12 protein-coding genes are annotated in these 14,783 nt (G+C 74.3%); 6 read left to right on the top strand and 6 right to left on the bottom strand.

The features are described from left to right. The first annotated feature begins 179 nt into the window (after window positions 1-179). A complete protein-coding gene (locus ACFV8H_RS21235; RefSeq protein WP_380402056.1) occupies window positions 180-1,244 on the top strand; it encodes a hypothetical protein in 1,065 nt (354 codons plus the stop codon). A gap of 100 nt (window positions 1,245-1,344) precedes the next feature. Here ACFV8H_RS21235 and ACFV8H_RS21230 read toward each other — a convergent pair whose 3' ends face one another. After that, window positions 1,345-2,157 carry a (2Fe-2S)-binding protein gene (locus ACFV8H_RS21230; RefSeq protein WP_380402053.1) on the bottom strand — a complete coding sequence of 271 codons (813 nt, stop codon included), beginning with the start codon at window positions 2,155-2,157 and terminating at the stop codon, window positions 1,345-1,347. A gap of 295 nt (window positions 2,158-2,452) precedes the next feature. On the opposite strand from ACFV8H_RS21230, the gene ACFV8H_RS21225 reads away from it, so the two are divergent. After that, window positions 2,453-3,637 carry a sensor histidine kinase gene (locus tag ACFV8H_RS21225; protein ID WP_380402050.1) on the top strand — a complete coding sequence of 395 codons (1,185 nt, stop codon included), beginning with the start codon at window positions 2,453-2,455 and terminating at the stop codon, window positions 3,635-3,637. Window positions 3,638-3,730: 93 nt separating this feature from the next. Further along, window positions 3,731-4,222 carry a hypothetical protein gene (locus tag ACFV8H_RS21220; RefSeq protein WP_380402048.1) on the top strand — a complete coding sequence of 164 codons (492 nt, stop codon included), beginning with the start codon at window positions 3,731-3,733 and terminating at the stop codon, window positions 4,220-4,222. An 83-nt stretch (window positions 4,223-4,305) separates the two neighbouring features. On the opposite strand, the gene ACFV8H_RS21215 is transcribed toward ACFV8H_RS21220, so the two are convergent. After that, window positions 4,306-5,901, bottom strand: coding sequence for a purple acid phosphatase family protein (locus tag ACFV8H_RS21215; protein ID WP_380402045.1), 1,596 nt, complete (start codon window positions 5,899-5,901; stop codon window positions 4,306-4,308). 160 nt (window positions 5,902-6,061) lie between these two features. On the opposite strand from ACFV8H_RS21215, the gene ACFV8H_RS21210 reads away from it, so the two are divergent. Beyond that, window positions 6,062-6,739 carry a response regulator gene (locus tag ACFV8H_RS21210; RefSeq protein ID WP_380402042.1) on the top strand — a complete coding sequence of 226 codons (678 nt, stop codon included), beginning with the start codon at window positions 6,062-6,064 and terminating at the stop codon, window positions 6,737-6,739. A gap of 341 nt (window positions 6,740-7,080) precedes the next feature. Here the strand turns inward: ACFV8H_RS21210 and ACFV8H_RS21205 are convergent, their stop codons facing one another. Both ACFV8H_RS21205 and ACFV8H_RS21200 read right to left on the bottom strand, forming a co-directional pair. After that, window positions 7,081-8,763: a peptide-N4-asparagine amidase gene (locus ACFV8H_RS21205; RefSeq protein ID WP_380402039.1), complete on the bottom strand. Its 1,683-nt coding sequence runs from the start codon at window positions 8,761-8,763 to the stop codon at window positions 7,081-7,083. Window positions 8,764-8,921: 158 nt separating this feature from the next. Next, window positions 8,922-9,824: a LysR family transcriptional regulator gene (locus tag ACFV8H_RS21200; protein WP_380402036.1), complete on the bottom strand. Its 903-nt coding sequence runs from the start codon at window positions 9,822-9,824 to the stop codon at window positions 8,922-8,924. A 138-nt stretch (window positions 9,825-9,962) separates the two neighbouring features. Between ACFV8H_RS21200 and ACFV8H_RS21195 the strand changes: the two genes are divergently transcribed. Both ACFV8H_RS21195 and ACFV8H_RS21190 read left to right on the top strand, forming a co-directional pair. Beyond that, on the top strand, window positions 9,963-10,970 hold the full coding sequence (locus ACFV8H_RS21195) for a pseudouridine-5'-phosphate glycosidase (protein ID WP_380402033.1): 1,008 nt from the start codon (window positions 9,963-9,965) through the stop codon (window positions 10,968-10,970). A 3-nt stretch (window positions 10,971-10,973) separates the two neighbouring features. Then, entirely contained in the window at window positions 10,974-11,864 is an 891-nt protein-coding gene (locus ACFV8H_RS21190; RefSeq protein ID WP_380402030.1) for a carbohydrate kinase family protein, read from the top strand. Between the two features lie 60 nt (window positions 11,865-11,924). Here ACFV8H_RS21190 and ACFV8H_RS21185 read toward each other — a convergent pair whose 3' ends face one another. Both ACFV8H_RS21185 and ACFV8H_RS21180 read right to left on the bottom strand, forming a co-directional pair. Further along, window positions 11,925-13,724, bottom strand: coding sequence for a helix-hairpin-helix domain-containing protein (locus ACFV8H_RS21185; RefSeq protein ID WP_380402027.1), 1,800 nt, complete (start codon window positions 13,722-13,724; stop codon window positions 11,925-11,927). Window positions 13,725-13,817: 93 nt separating this feature from the next. Next, window positions 13,818-14,546, bottom strand: a complete 729-nt coding sequence (locus ACFV8H_RS21180) for a hypothetical protein (protein WP_380402024.1) — start codon at window positions 14,544-14,546, stop codon at window positions 13,818-13,820. Window positions 14,547-14,783 lie beyond the last annotated feature (237 nt).

The raw sequence follows: 14,783 nt of genomic DNA, 5'->3' as shown, positions 1-14,783 counted from the left end.
TTGTCGGTTGCCGGTCGTCGGGCCGTCGGGGGCGTGCTCCGGGCGGCCCGGCTTCCGGGCGGCTTCCGATCGACGTCAAATGGTTGTAAGCTACATCCATAGATGGTTGCATTTACCACCTGCATTGGTTGTATTTGCCACCATCGTCGAAGAGATCGCCGGAGGACGGTACGAACGCCATGAGCACACCCCAGACCCCCACCGCGGCGCCCACCCCGGGGCACGCGCTCAAGCACCTCGCCGTCCACCTGCTCACCCCGCTGCTGATGTGCCTCGGCATGGCCCTCGCCTACCAGGGCGCCTTCCACCAGCCCGAGCCCCACCACCTCAAGGTCGCCGTGGTCGGCGCCGGACCGCAGGCCCAGGGGCTGGCGCAGACCATCCAGGGCAAGGCCGGTGCCGCGCTGGACGTGCGGACCGTCGCCGACCGCTCCGCCGCCGAGCAGCTGCTGCGCGACCGCGGCCTGGTCGGCGCCTTCGTCCCGGACGCCCGGAACCCGGAGCTGATCGTGGCCAAGGGCAACTCCGACACCTCGGTGGTGGCCGCCACGGCGGTGTTCACCAACGTCACGGACCGGCAGGGCGTCCCGCTGCACGTCACCGACCTCACCACCCCCGCCGAGGGCGACCCGACCGGCCAGGGCCTGTTCTTCCTGCTGGTCGCGCTGAGCATCGGTTCCTATGCCAGCGTCGCGGTGATCGGCGCGGCCGGCGCCGGGCTGCCGATGCGGATCCGGGCCCTGGTGGGCGCGGCCGTCTCGCTGGTGGTCAGTGTGATCGGGATCGCCACCGCCGGTCCGCTCTTCCACGTGGTCGATCACGACTACGCCGCCGTCTGGGCGCTCGGCTGGCTCTACTCCGCAGGCATCGTGCTGATCGGCATCGGCCTGCACAGCTTCTTGAAGAAGTGGACCACGCTGGCCCTGATGGTGCTGTTCGTGATGCTCAACTTCACCTCCTCCGGCGGCATCTACCGGCCCGAACTGCAGAACGGGTTCTTCGGGGCCCTGCACGGCTTCTGGACCGGAGCCGGCTACCTGGAGGGCGCGCGGGACCTCCTGTACTTCGACGGCGGCGCCGGCCTCGGCGGGCACGTGCTGACCCTGGTGGTCTGGCTGCTGCTGGGCGGGGCGGCCCTGGCCGCCGCGGCGGTGTACGAGGGCCGCGGGCGCCGCGCGGTGGCGGCGCGGGCCGAGGCGGCGGCCGAGGCCGAGGAGGAGATGGAGGCGGCGGTCGCGGTCTGAGGACCGTCCGCCCGAAGGGACTTCACCCGGTGCGAGGGCATCGGAACCGGGTGGGGAACAAGTGGCCCGCACCCGGCTCCGGACAAGCCGGGCGCGGGCCTCAGGCCGCTTCCTGCGGCCCGCGCCGGGCCGGCGGGCGGGTGAAGCAGCAGTCCCCGCAGAGCCCGGCGCCCGGTGCGGTCCGGTAGTAGAGGCAGCAGCTCGTCCGTCGGAACGCGGCCCCGCGCGGGCCGGTGTGCAGCGTGCCGGAGCCCGCCAGTGGTGGACGGTCCAGCAGCCGCGTGACCAACTCCCGGGCCGGCAGCGACGCCCGGGGGCTCAGTACCCGGAGCGTCCCGGCCAGCGCGGAGGCCGCGTTGCCGCGCAGCAGGCGTGCCGAGAGCGGCACGGCGGCGCGCACTGCTGCGGCCAGTGGCTCCAACTGCCCGATCAGGACGGACCGGTGGAGCTGATCGACGAGGTCCCCGGGCTCCGGGCGGACCGGTTCCGGCGGCGTCCAGAGGTGGATCGGTCCCTGGTCCGGGATCCGCACCCAGGCGTGGTCCAGGGTCGGGACCGTCCCCAGCAGGACGGCCGAGCCGATGCCCACCGACCAGAAGCGGGCGGCCAGGCCGAGGTGCAGGATCGAGGCGGCGACCCGGAGTTCGGCCGTGCCCAGGCGCTGCGCCACCACCCGGATCCGGGCGGCGAGTGGCGCGTCCGGGCCGGTGCCGTACAGCTCCGGCAGCGGGCGGAAGCCGGGCGGCGGGGGGCCGGCGGGGTCGGTGTCGGGGGTGGTGTCGAGGGCGAAGTACGGCCCGAGGACGGCGAGTCGGGCGTAGTCGGACTGCTGCCGGTCGGCCTGCGGTCGGTCGGGCCGAGGCTGTTCGGGCTGTGGCTGTGCGGTTTGCGGCTGTTCGGGCGCGGGGTTCAACGGCCCTCCCCGGTAGGGTCGTTGAACCCCGCGCCGGCTTCGGTCGGCCCGGTCGGGATCGGGCGGTCGGGGTGCATCTGCTTCTCCAGAGGGCCGGGCCGGTCGTGCGGATGAACGCTACCGCGCCCTGGCGCTCGGAGATCCACGGTGATCCGTCCTCCGCTGCGGGGGTTGTTCCGACGGCATCGAGTCTGTCCCGTCCGGGCCGCCCTGACCTCCCGCTGCGGAGGGGAGTCGCCTCCTGCGCGGGGAGGAGCGGGCCTCCCCCGGAAGAGCGGCCCGTAGGCTCGGCGGAGTGCGCACCGACCGTCAGTCCCGCCCCGCCCGGCGCCGCCGTTGGCCCGCCGTCGCCACCGCTCTGCTGCTGCTCGCGCCCGTCGTGCTCGCCCATCCGGGGGACCGCGGGGCGGCCCTGCTGCTCGCCCTGACGGCCGCGTTCGCAGCCGCGGTGGCGCTGCTGCCCTGGCCGCTCGGCCGCGTCACGCTCGCCGCCGCGGCGGCCGGCGCGGCCGGGGTCTCGCTGCTGGTCGACCTGGGCTACCCGGGGTCGTACCGGCTGCCCGCGTTCTGGCTGCCGCTGGAGTGGCTCGCGCTCCTGGGCGTGCTGTACCGGGCCGTCCGCCGGTTGCCCGAGCGCCGGGCCTGGCCGGTCGGCGGGCTGGTCTCCCTCGCGGCCGTGCTGCTCCCGTTGCGGTTCGTGCTCCGGATGCCGCAGGGCGGTGCGGCCGGGCCGGTGGGCGGCGTGCTGTTCTCGCTGCTGCCGGTGCTCGGGGTGGCCGGGGCGGGCCTCTACCTGCGGGTGCTGGACGTCCGGCGGGAGCGCGCCGTCGAGCGGGCGCGGCGCGAGCAGCGGCTGGACGTCGCCCGCGGGCTGCACGACTTCGTCGCCCACGAGATCACCGGCATCGTGCTGGAGGCCCAGGCCGGCCGGCTCCCGGGCCAGGAAGCGGAGGAGACGGCCGCCCTGTTGCGCCGCCTGGAGGAGGCGGGGCTGCGGGCGCTGGACTCGATGGACGAGATGGTCGGGGCGCTGCGCGAAGGCCGGGCGGCGGCCGGAACCACCCGCCGGGTCGGCCTGGCCGACCTGCCGGAGCTGGTGGAGCGCTTCGGTACGACGGGTGGCCCGCGCGCCACCGTGGAGCTCGCCCCGGAGGCCGTCGGACTGCTCGCCGTCGAGGCCGGGGCCACCGCGTACGCCGTCGTCCTGGAGGCCCTGACCAACGTCCGCCGGCATGCTCCGCAGGCCACCGCGGTGACGGTCCGGGTGGCCGCCGAGTCGGACGGCCGGGCGGTACGGGTGACCGTCGGCGACACCGGCGGGCCGGCCGCCCGACGGCCCCGGCTGCGCCGCCGCCCGGGCGCGGGCGGCACCGGCCTGGCGGGCCTGACGGCCCGGGCCGCCGCCCACGGGGGCGCCCTGACCGCCGGCCCGTCCGGTCCCTCGGGCTGGGAGGTGTGCTGCACCCTGCCGGGGCGGTGACGCGGGGGTGCCCCCCGGCTTTCCGGGTGACGGTCGGCGCGCTATGTTGAACACGTTCAAATCGTTCGCGGGATCGTTCTCACGGGGGTAGGGATGAGCGAGTCACTGCCGGCGCAGCCCGGTTTCGCGGCCGAGGCCGCGTTCACCGACCGGCCGAGGGGGCCGCGTGCCACCCTGGTCCGCGGTCGGGTCCGGAGGAGTGGGCGCGTCCTCGTCGCGCTGGCCGGTGTCGCCTGGATGCCGTGGGCCGTCGGCGGGGTGTGGTGGGGGGACGGCAACGCCTGGTTCTGGGGCCTGTACGTCGGATTCCTCGGGATGACGGTGCTGCCCCTGGCCGTACCGCGCGAGCCGGGCTTCCGGCGTGCCTGCCTCACGGTCGGCTGGTTGCAGCTCGGCGTCCAGGCCGTGTGCTCGGTGCCGATGCTGCTGCTCCCGTTGCCGGTGTTCGTCTTCGCCTTCCCGTCCGGTGTCATGCTGCTGCTCACCGGTCGGCGCAACCGCGGCCGGGTGGGGACGGCATTCGCCGCCCTGCTCCTCGCGGGCCCGCTCGGACTCTTCGCGAACGGCGGGTGGACCCACATCTAGGAGTGCCCGGGGGTGTCCGGGGGTGCCCGGGCGCCCCCGGGGGCCCGGGGGCGCCGACCCGCGCCCCCGGGCGTGGGCGGGGGTCAGCGCCCCCGGCCGCCGCCGCGCAGGCCGCGCGGGCGGGTGAGGGTGAAGCGGTCGACCGGGACGAGGTCGCCGTACGGGCCGCTCACGGAGTAGTACGTGACGGCGATGCTGGTGCGGCCGCCGCGCTCGCCCGGGTCGACCTCGAAGGCGGCGAAGCCGTACGGGTTCTGGGCGTCGCGGAAGGCGGACCAGGGGGCGTCCTCGATCACGTAGACCGGGGGCCGCTTGCCGGTGGCCTGGTCGACCGGGCCGACGCCGGTGATCACCCGGGCCTTGGGCGGGGTGAAGAAGAGGTGGTTGGAGGGGGCGGAGGTGCCGCCGCCGCCGATGACCATGTGGACGGTGCCCTTGGTGGTGTCGACGGTCTCGGTGCCGGTGGCGACCGGGATCGGGGTGCGGGTGTCGGTGGGCTGCTGGCCGCGGATCGGGTGGGAGCGCTCGTAGTGGTGCTCGTGGCCGCAGACCACCAGGTCGACACCGTACTTGTCGAACAGCGGCACCCAGGCCTCGCGGACGCCGAGGTCGGCGCCGTTGAACTTGTCGGCGGTGGAGATCACCACCTGGTGCATGCAGACCACGATCCAGTCGATCCCCGGGTCGGCGTTGGCGGCGATCAACTCCCGCTCCAGCCAGCGCTGCTGGGCGCCGCCGGAGTAGCCGTGCACATAGCTGTTGCCGCCGTCCTGGTAGGCGACGTCGTCGTTGTTGAGGCTGATGACGCGCACCGAGCCGGCGGTGAACGCGTACCAGAGGCCGCGTAGTTCGTCGTCGGCGTCGGAGTCCGGGAGGTCGAAGTAGGCCTGGTAGGCGCCGTAGCCGATCGGGCCGTTGCCCTTCTCGTTCTCGTGGTTGCCGGCGGCGGGCATCCAGGGGCGGTGGCGGGCCGAGCGGGTGTTGTTCTCGAACCAGTCGGACCAGGTGCGGACCCGGTCGGTGGAGAGGTTGGCGTAGCAGAGGTCCCCGTTGAGCAGGTGGAACAGCGGGGCGACCCGCTCGACCCCGGCGGTGGTGTCGCCCGCGGCCGGGCTGCCGAGGTTGTCGTTGGCGTAGCCGTTGGCGGTCTGCTTACCGAGGGTCGGGGTGCCCTGGTCGCCGAAGCTGGTGAAGGTGAAGGCGGCCCGGCCGCGCGGGGCGGTGCGGACGGTGCCGAGTTCGGGGGTGGCGCCGTCGTGGACGGCCGCGTAGACGTAGTCCGTGTCGGGGTGCAGGTCGCCGATCCGGGCGTGGTGCACCTGGACCTCGGTACCGGAGTTGGCGTCCCGGTAGGTGCGGGTCTCGGCCTGCTCGGTGCGCCCGAAGCCGCCGTGCGAAGTCCCGTACATCACCCGGGGGTTGGAGACGGACGCGGTGGTGTGCCAGGAGACCGTGACCTCGCGCGAGGCGTCCGAGCCGAACTGCAGGTGCAGCCCGCCGACCCGCGGCGCGCCGGAGCGCTCCGGCCGCTCCCACAGCAGCGGGGAGGCGGCGGCGGGGGTGGCCGCGACGCCGGAGAGGGAGACGGCGCCGCCGAGGCTCAGGCCGGTCGCCCCGGCCAGGAGCCCGCGCCGGCTGACGGAGGGGGTGACGGGCGGACGTCCACTGGAAGCGTTCATGGCGGTCAGCTTCACCGGGCGGAGGTGAACCGCGCCGGACCGGCCGCGTGAACTTTCCCGGCGCCCTCTCCCGCCCTCCCGTCCTTCCCGCCGTCTACCAGGTTCTCCCGGCCTCTCCCGGCCTTTCCCGCCCGCCGGTCGGTGCGGGAGACTGCCCGGTGTGACGAGTGCGAACGGTGAGTGCCCGCGGGTGATCCGGGTGTTGGTCGCGGACGACCAGGAGGCCGTCCGGCGCGGTGTGCGCCGGATCCTCGACGCCCAGCCGGACATCGAGGTGGTGGGCGAGGCCGTGGACGGCGTCGCCGCACTGGAGCTGGCGGCCCAACTGCGGCCGGACGTCGCCCTGGTGGACATCCGGATGCCGCGGCTGGACGGGCTGGAGGTGACCAGGCGGCTGTCCGGATCGGTGCGGGTGGTGGTGCTGACCACCTTCGACCTGGACGAGTACGTCTACCCGGCGCTGCGGCACGGCGCTTCCGGGTTCCTGTTGAAGCGCTCCGGCCCGGCCCTGCTGGCCGAGGCGGTACGGGCGGCGGCGGACGGGGAGAGCCTGATCAGCCCGTCGGTCACGGTGCGGCTGCTCCAGCACGTGACGGCGCCGCGGCGGCCCGCGCGTCCGGCCGCGGCGGGGGTGGCGGTGCCGCTGACCGAACGGGAGGTGGAGATCGCCGGTCATGTCGCGGCGGGCCGCACCAACGCCGACATCGCGGCCGAACTGTTCATCTCCGCGGGGACGGTGAAGACCCACGTGGCCAGCATCCAGCGCAAGCTGGGCGTGCCCAACCGGGTCGGGATCGCCGTGCACGCCTGGGAGATGGGGTACCCGGTGCCGCGGTAGCGCGCGGCAGGGCGCGAGGGCGGCAGCGCGCGAGGGCGCGTCCACGGGGCCGAGGGGATGCTCCGTGGACGCGTGGAACCTGCGAGGTGGGGGTGGCCTCCGGACATCACGTCCTCCGGCCGGTAGTTCGATCGTCGACCGAGGTAGTACCAGCGGCAGACCCTGATCCGTCTCGACCTGTCGCCACTGCCTCCTGCGGTCGAACTTCCTTCAGCTACCTCGCAGGTCCACCTCCCATCATGCGCTTCCTACGAGCCGTGCACCAGGGGTGAACAGTCCGAAATCGGGCGAATTTCGCAAGTCGTGCCTCCGGGGGCCCCAGGGGCCTCGGGGGGAGTGCCTCAGGGCTTCGGCCACCCGTCGACGAAGCTCAGCGTCCGGTGGTACGGCCCGTCCGGTCCGGTGCTGCGGTAGTCCTCGGTGCTGCTGCCGGTCCGGACGGTGCGGTCGCCGTCGTGGCGGGTCGCGGTGGGCCGCAGGGTGTGGTCCACGGTGCTGCGCCCGGTGACGTGGCCGCCGGTCGCGGTGGTGGCCTCGCGGTGGTAGCCGAGGTCCATCGCGGTGTTCTGGTCGGTGTTCCCGGCCGCGTCGTGGGTCACCTTGTAGGTGACGTCCAGCGGTTCGCCCTCGTGCACGGTGGTGGTGCGGTGCGGTCCGCCGCCCCAGGTGGCGGTGGTGCGGGTGAGGTCGGTGCCGTTGTGCAGCGTCACGTCGTTGCCGCTGTCGCGCAGTTGCTGGGCGGAGCTGAACGCGAGGTCGTCGCGGACCTCGGTGGTGATCCGGCCGTGCGAGGTCTGCACCCAGCCGCGGGCCAGGTCGTGCCGGGCGGCGGTGACGGTCCAGTCGCCGCTGCCGCCGCCGTGGTCGGTGAGCCGGGTGGTGACGGCGGCCTCGGGGGCGACCCGGTAGTCGGTGAGCTGCCCGGAGGTGCGGGCGGTGTCGTGGTCGACCTCGGCGAACAGGTTGACCTGGCCGGTCCAGACGTCGTTGCTCTGCGCCTCGGAGGCGTTCACCGCGATGCCGACGCTGTGCGGGCGCCCGTCGAGCAGCAGACCGACGTACGGGGTGAGGTCGAGCCGGTAGGCGGGCAGGTCGAAGGCGAAGACACCGGGGACCGGCCGCCACAGCAGCGGGTCCCAACCACCGGTGTAGATCACCGGGTACGGCCAGACGGCGCCGGCCACCCGGCCGTCCACGGTCAGCCTCAGTTCGCGGAACGGGCCCTTGCCGCAGGCGCCGATCGACGGGTTCGCGGTGACGAAGGCGTCCGGCGCGGAGGCGTAGGCGAACTCCTCGCAGGCGCCGCCGCCCCGCGCGTACACCTCGGCGGTCAGCCGTTGCAGGTTCTGCGGGAAGGTGAGGTCCTCGGCGGTGCCCGGGGCGGCCTGGGTGAGCGAGAACGGGCCGGTGGTGAGGACCTGGTCGGCGCCGTGGGCGGCGGGCCAGCGGTCGTTCGCGGTGTAGAAGGTCAGGCCGACCGAGACCTTGTAGACGCCGGTGTAGGTGGCATCGGTGACGTTGGCGAGGTCGAGCGAGAACGGCTGCGGTCCGGCCGCGAACAGCGGGGCGTAGCGGGTGAGATCGCGTTCGACGTTCCACTGGATGCCGTCCGGGGACGGCTCCGGGGTGGAGGACAGCAGGACCTCGACACCGCCGACGCGGACGCTGAACATCCGGTCGAACTGCCGCCCGGCGACCTGCCCGTGGAGGTCCAGGACCACGGCGGACCAGGGGCCGGCGCAGTCGGCGGGCGGGGTGAGGGTGGCGGTGTACGGGGTGTCGGGCGGGTTGCCGTAGCCGTTGCGGAACTCCCGGTCGTGCATCACCTCGACGGTGCAGGAGCGGGTGTCGGGGCGGGTGAGCGGCTTGGTGGCGGTGACCGGGTCGTGGTAGTCGCTGCCGAAGTCGGCGTGGGCCGGGGCGGCGGCGGTCAGGGTGCCGGCGAGGGTGAGGGCGGTGGCGCCGAGCAGTCCGGCGAGGCGGCGCAGCAGGTGGCGCGGGGAGCGCCGGGGGAACAGGGCCAAGGTGGGTCCCCGGGGTCGGGCGGCCCGTCGGCGCGCGACGGGCCGAGTGGGTGATCCGGGCATCCTTCCGGCGCTGGCATGTGACCGTCAAGAGTCGCTTTCGGGCCCTCCGGCGGGGCGTCGGTCCGCCCTCCCGGACCGTGGGCGGGCCGTTGCCGCTACCACTCCTCCAGGGCCGCGGCCTCCTGGCGGATCAGGTTGCGCAGCGTCGCCAGCGGGGGGCGGCGGTCGTCCGTGCGCCACTGCATCTCCAGCGGCAGGGTGGCCCGGCCGTCCAGCCGCACGGTGGCCACGTCCTCGGTGAGGTGGCCGGTCATCGAGCCGGGCACCAGGGAGAAGGCGCGGTTGCGGGCGAGCAGGTAGAGCCGCGAGCCGACGATCCGTGGCGGGCTGACCAGCACCGGCGGGTCGACGCCGTGCTCCGCGCACAGGCCGAGCACGTGGTCGTAGTACCGGGGGTGCTGTTCGCGCGGCCACAACAGCAGGGGTAGGTCGCGCAGTTCGGCCAGCCGCAGGGTCGTCCGGGCGGCCAGCGGGTGGTCCCGGCCGAGGGCGACCCGGACCGGCTCGTCGGCGATCCGCTCCAGCCGGTAGCCGGGGACGTCCTCCAGGAAGCGGCCGAGTCCGATGTCGGCGAGTTCGCCGGCCAGGGTGGCGGAGACCTGGCCGGTGTCGACGGCGAGTTCGGCGGTGTCGAGCGCGGGCAGCTCCTGTTCGGCCCGGCTGACCACGGCGGGCAGCAGCCGGTTCGCCACGCTCGGGGAGGCGACGATCCGGGCCGTCCCCAGCCGGGACTCCTCGTGCAGCCGGACCCGGGCCAGCATCGCGCCGGCCTGCTCCAGCAGTCTCGCGCTCTCGGTCGCCATCACCTCGCCCGCCTCGGTCAGCGCGACCGAGCGGCGGCTGCGGTCGAACAGCTCGACGCCGACCGTCCGCTCCAGTCGGGCGACCTCCTGGCTGACCGTCGGCTGCGAGATGTGCAGCCGCTCGGCGGCCCGGCCGAAGTGCAGCGTCTCGGCGACGGTCAGGAAGACCTCCAGCTGCCGCAAGGTGAAGCCCATGCGGGTCATCCTAGTGCGAACCAATAGCTGACCAGCTATCGGAAACCCCAGGACTCATTCTGGTTTCCGATCCGAACCGTCCATACGCTGAGCGTCACGTTGCCCCACCGCAGTGGCATCTCACAGGAAGCTCCCGCCATGACCGGACAGCCCGCCAGCACCCCCGCCATCCAGATCTCCGAGGAGGTCGCCCGGGCCGTCGCCGACGGCCGGCCCGTGGTCGCCCTGGAGTCGACGATCTTCACCCACGGCCTGCCGCGACCCCGCAACCTGGCGGTCGCGCTGGAGGCCGAGCAGCAGCTGCGGGCGGCGGGCGTCGTCCCCGCCACCATCGGCGTGCACGCGGGCGTCCCCACCGTCGGCCTGAGCACCGAGCAGATCACCGAACTCGCCGCCACCGACGGCCTGGACAAGGTCAGCCTGCGCGACCTGCCGGTGGTCGCCGCGCTCGGCCGGCACGGCGGCACCACCGTCGCCGCCACCGCCTTCCTCGCCCACCGCGCGGGCGTACGGGTCTTCTCCACCGGTGGCCTCGGCGGCGTCCACTTCGGTGCCGCCGAGAGCTTCGACGAGTCCGCCGACATGACCACCCTGGCCGCCACCCCGGTCACCGTGATCAGCGCCGGAGTGAAGTCCATCCTCGACATCCGGGCCACCCTGGAGCGCTTCGAGACCCTCAACATCCCGGTCATCGGCTACCGAACCACCAAGTACCCCGGCTTCTACGTCACCGACTCCGGCCACGAGATCAACTTCGCCGTGCAGTCCGCCGCGGAGGCGGCCGCGGTGATCGACGCCCGCGACCGGCTCGACCTGCCGCAGGCCGTGCTGATCGCCAACCCGGTCGACCCGGCCAAGCAGCTGCCGCCGGAGGAGCTGGACGGCATCCTGGCCCGGGCCTGGGCCGAGGCCGAGCGCCGGGGCATCACCGGCAACGCCTCCACCCCGTTCCTGCTCGACCACATCCAGCGCGACACCGGCGGGCGCAGCCTGGAGGTCAACGTCGAGGTCTACCGCGGCAACGTCCGCCTCGGCGGGGAGATCGCGGCGGCGCTGGCAGCCCTGGGTGGTGGGGCTGGTGGGGCCGGTAGGTCTGGTGGGGCTGATCGGGCCGACGGGTCCGCCGCCGCGACCGCCGGGGCCTGACCCGTGCTCGGGGTGCTCGGCGACCTCGTCGAGGACATCGTGGTCTGGGTCGACGGGCCGCTGCGCCACGGCACCGACTCCGGCGCCCAGGTCTTCCGGCGGCGCGGCGGCAGCGCGGCCAACGTCGCCTGCTTCGCCGCCGGACAGTACCCGGCCCGCTTCCTCGGCTGCGTCGGCGCGGACGCCATCGGGGACGGCGTCGTGGCCGAACTCGGCGGCCACGGCGTGGACGTCCGGGTGCAGCGGCACGGTCGGACCGGCAGCATCGTGGTGCTGATCGACCGCGACGGCGAACGGACCATGCTGCCCGACCGCGGCGCCGCCAAGCTGCTGGAACGCGTCCCGGACGACTGGTTGGGCGGACTGACCCACCTGCACGTGCCCGCCTACTCCTTCGACGGCGAGCCGGTCGGCCGGACGGCGGTTGACGCGCTCGACCGGGTCCGGGAGGCGGGCGGCACCACCTCGGTGGACGCCTCCTCCACCGGGATGCTGGAGCAGTACGGGCGGGAGCGCTTCCTCGCCCTGCTGGCCGAGTTGGCGCCCACCTTCGTGTTCGCCAACCGCTCCGAGTCCGCCTACCTCGGGCTGCTGGTGGACGGCCTGCCCGGGCCGGAGCGGGCCCGGCTGGCGGCCTCGACGGTGGTCACCAAGGCGGGCGCGGAGCCGACCACCGTGGACGTGCCGGGGGACGGGCTGTTCACCGTGCCGGTGCCGCCGGTCGCCGAGGTGCGGGACCTCACCGGGGCCGGGGACGCCTTCGCGGCGGGCTTCCTGGCCGGGTTCCTGGACACCGGGGACCTCCACCTGGCGGCCGGGCTCGGGCACCGCAGCGCGGCGCGGGTGCTGGCCTCGCCGGGGGCTTCGACCGGGGGCATCACTCGGGGGGTGTGAGGGCGGGGGTGTGCGGGCGGTGCGCCGAGGGCTCGGCAACTACGGTCGTAGTGCGGGGCACTACTTCCGTAGTGCGTCCTTGCGGAGGAAGTGCTTCAACCGTTGCCACGTCCAGGCGTTGACCACGTCGTCGACGGTGAGCCACCCGCGCTGCGCCGTGCCGATGCCGAAGCGCGGGTAGCCGAGCTGGCCGGTGGCGTGGGCGTCGCTGTCGATCGCGAAGCGCACACCGTGCCGTTTGGCCCGCAGCACGTCCTCGTCCCGCAGGTCGAGCCGCTGCGGGGAGCTGTTGATCTCGATCGCGGTGCCGGTGCGGGCGGCGGCCGCGAACACCGCGTCCAGGTCGACGTCGATCGGCCCGCGCCGGCCGATCCGCCGGGTGGTGAGGTGGCCGATGACGTGGACGTACGGGTTCTCGCAGGCCCGGACCAGCCGGCGGGTCTGGGCGGCGCGGTCCAGGGTGAAGTGCGAGTGGACGGAGGCCACGCAGACGTCGAAGCCGGCCAGGAACTCGGGCGGCCAGTCCACCCCGCCGTCCGGGCCGATGTTCAGCTCGGTGCCGTGCAGCAGGCGCAACTTCTTGTGACGGTCGGCGAGTCGGCGCAGCTCCTCGCGCTGGGCCAGCATCTTCTCGTCCGTCATCCGCTGCATCACCAGGTCCGGCGCGTGGTCGGTGACGGCGTAGTAGGAGTAGCCGCGGGCCGCCGCCGTGTCGACCATCTCGGTGAGGGTGGCCAGGCCGTCGGTCAGGTCGGTGTGGGTGTGGAGGTCGCCGCGCAGGTCCGACTCCTGGATCAGCTCCGGGAGTTCACCGTTCAGCGCGGCCTCGATCTCGCCCCGGTCCTCGCGCAGCGGCGGCGGGATCCAGGGCAGCCCGAGCGCGGCGTACACCTCCTCCTCGGTCGCGGACACCACCTTTGCGCCCTCGTCCTTCTTCCTCGGAGTCTTTCCGTTCTCCGGGCCCTTTCCGTTCTCCGGGCCCTTGCCGGTGTCGCCGGCGGCCTCGAACAGCCCGTACTCGGAGAGCTTGAGGCCGGCCCGAACCGCCCTCGTGCGCAGCTTGATGTTGTGCGCCTTCGACCCGGTGAAGTAGACCAGCGCGGCGCCCCAGTCCTCCTCGGGCACGACCCGCAGGTCCACCTGGATCCCCCCGGTGGTGCGGACCGAGGTCTTGGTCGGCCCGCTGCCGATCACCTCGGCCACGTACGGGAGTTCGGTGAGGGCGGCCATCAGCGGGGCCGAGTCGGCGGCGGTCGCCAGCACGTCGATGTCGCCCACCGTCTCGCGCATCCGGCGCAGCGAACCCGCGTACGTGCAGCGGGTGCAGCCGGGAACGGCGGACAGCGCTTCGACCAACTGCTCGGCCAGCTCGGTGGCGGCGTCGAGCAGGGTGCGGCCGCCGGACTGCCGCATCAGCTCGATGCCGTGCAGGATCTTCTCGCCGCTGCGCTCGCCGAAGCCCGCCACACCGGACAGCCGGTCGGCGCGGATCGCGTCGGCGAGTTCGTCCACCGAGCCGATCCCGAGGTCCCGGTAGAGGGAGAGGGCACGCTTGGGGTCGACGCTGGGGACGGCCATCATCTCCCGTACGCCGGACGGGATCTCGGCGCGCAGGGCCTCCAGCGCGGAGATCTTCCCGTCGGCGAGGTATTCGGCGATCTTCTCGGCGGTGGACCTGCCGACGCCGGGGATCTGCTGGAGCCCCTTGACGTCCAGACCGGCCAGGTCCTCGGGGTGGCCGCCGACGGCCCGGGCGGCCTTCTCGTAGGCGCGGGCCCGGAAGGCGTCCCCGCCGGTGATGTTGATCAGGTCGGCGTACTCCTGGAGCAGCTCCCTGACCTGGTCGTTGAGCCGGGGCATGGGGCAAGTCTAGGTTCGGAGCGCGCCGTTCGCCGTGCGGTGGGCGCCTGGGGGCGGTCGGGGCGGTCGCCGGAGCGGTGGCCGGGGCGTGGCTCAGTCGTAGGCGACCCCGAGCAGCAGGACGACGGTCATGCCGCCACCGGGGGTCGGCTCCACCGCGAGCCGGCCGCCGGCCGCCAGCACCAGGCTGTGCAGCGCCGGTCCCACCGGTCCGGTGCTCCGCACGCCCGCCAGCAGCCACTCGCGGGCCTCGGGCGGCTCGTACGAACCGCGATCGGATATTCGTATCTCCACTCGCTCCCGGCCGTGTCCGGCTGTGCCGTGTCCGGTCGCGCCGTGGCTGGTTGCGGTGCGCCCGGTTGCGGTGCGCGGTGCCGACGGGCCCGAGCGCTTGACGTCCGCGCGGACCAGCACCCGGCCGCCCAGCGGGCTGCGCCGGATCGCGTGGTCCAGCAGCCCGGCGATCGCGGCCTCCATCCGGCGGGCGTCCCCGGCCACCACCGGCAGGCCCGGCGCCAGCCGCAGCGTGACGGCCGCCGCCCGGCCGCCGCCGCGCACCACCCGGCGCACCACCTCGGAGACCTGCACGTGCCGCGCCTGGGGCTCGCACCCGGCCTGGCGGCCGGTCCAGCTCAGCCGGTCCAGCTCCGTACGGGACAGCGGCCGGGGGCCGGCCATCGAGATCGGCGGATACGGGCCGAGCCCCTCCGCAGTGCCCCCGCCGCCCTTGCGTTCGGCGCCGCCCGCGCCGTTCGCGCCGCCGAGCGCGCCGAGCGCCCGGGCCCCCGACGCGACGTAGCCCCAGAGCTTCCCGCGTGCCATTGCCCTGCCCCTCGTGCCTGACCGGCGGCCGTCATCTGTTCCGCGGCCGACCGGGGCGGGCCGCTTCCCTGGCCCTCCTGCCAGCCTGCGCCTACTCCGCCCGGGTGACAATCCGGCTCCGGGACGCGAACGGCTGCGGGGACCCCGCCGAGCGGGGGGTGGCGGGGGCGCCGAGTGGCGGGGGCCGCTGCGCGGGGCTTTGGTTCGGGGGTGGGCTCTCGGGAGGGTGGGTTGGTC

Origin of the sequence: Kitasatospora sp. NPDC059827 (genome assembly GCF_042731675.1) — a bacterium.
GTDB lineage: Bacteria > Actinomycetota > Actinomycetes > Streptomycetales > Streptomycetaceae > Kitasatospora.
The sequence above is the reverse complement of the archived record's forward strand: the minus strand, read 5'-3'. Positions and strand labels throughout refer to the sequence as shown.

Bases quoted from the DNA above. Each gene is read 5' to 3' on its own strand.
- ACFV8H_RS21235 (WP_380402056.1), top strand. From the start codon at position 180: ATGAGCACACCCCAGACCCCCACCGCGGCGCCCACCCCGGGGCACGCG.
- ACFV8H_RS21220 (WP_380402048.1), top strand. From the start codon at position 3,731: ATGAGCGAGTCACTGCCGGCGCAGCCCGGTTTCGCGGCCGAGGCCGCG.
- ACFV8H_RS21215 (WP_380402045.1), bottom strand. From the start codon at position 5,901: ATGAACGCTTCCAGTGGACGTCCGCCCGTCACCCCCTCCGTCAGCCGG.
- ACFV8H_RS21200 (WP_380402036.1), bottom strand. From the start codon at position 9,824: ATGGGCTTCACCTTGCGGCAGCTGGAGGTCTTCCTGACCGTCGCCGAG.
- ACFV8H_RS21195 (WP_380402033.1), top strand. From the start codon at position 9,963: ATGACCGGACAGCCCGCCAGCACCCCCGCCATCCAGATCTCCGAGGAG.
- ACFV8H_RS21185 (WP_380402027.1), bottom strand. From the start codon at position 13,724: ATGCCCCGGCTCAACGACCAGGTCAGGGAGCTGCTCCAGGAGTACGCC.
- ACFV8H_RS21180 (WP_380402024.1), bottom strand. From the start codon at position 14,546: ATGGCACGCGGGAAGCTCTGGGGCTACGTCGCGTCGGGGGCCCGGGCG.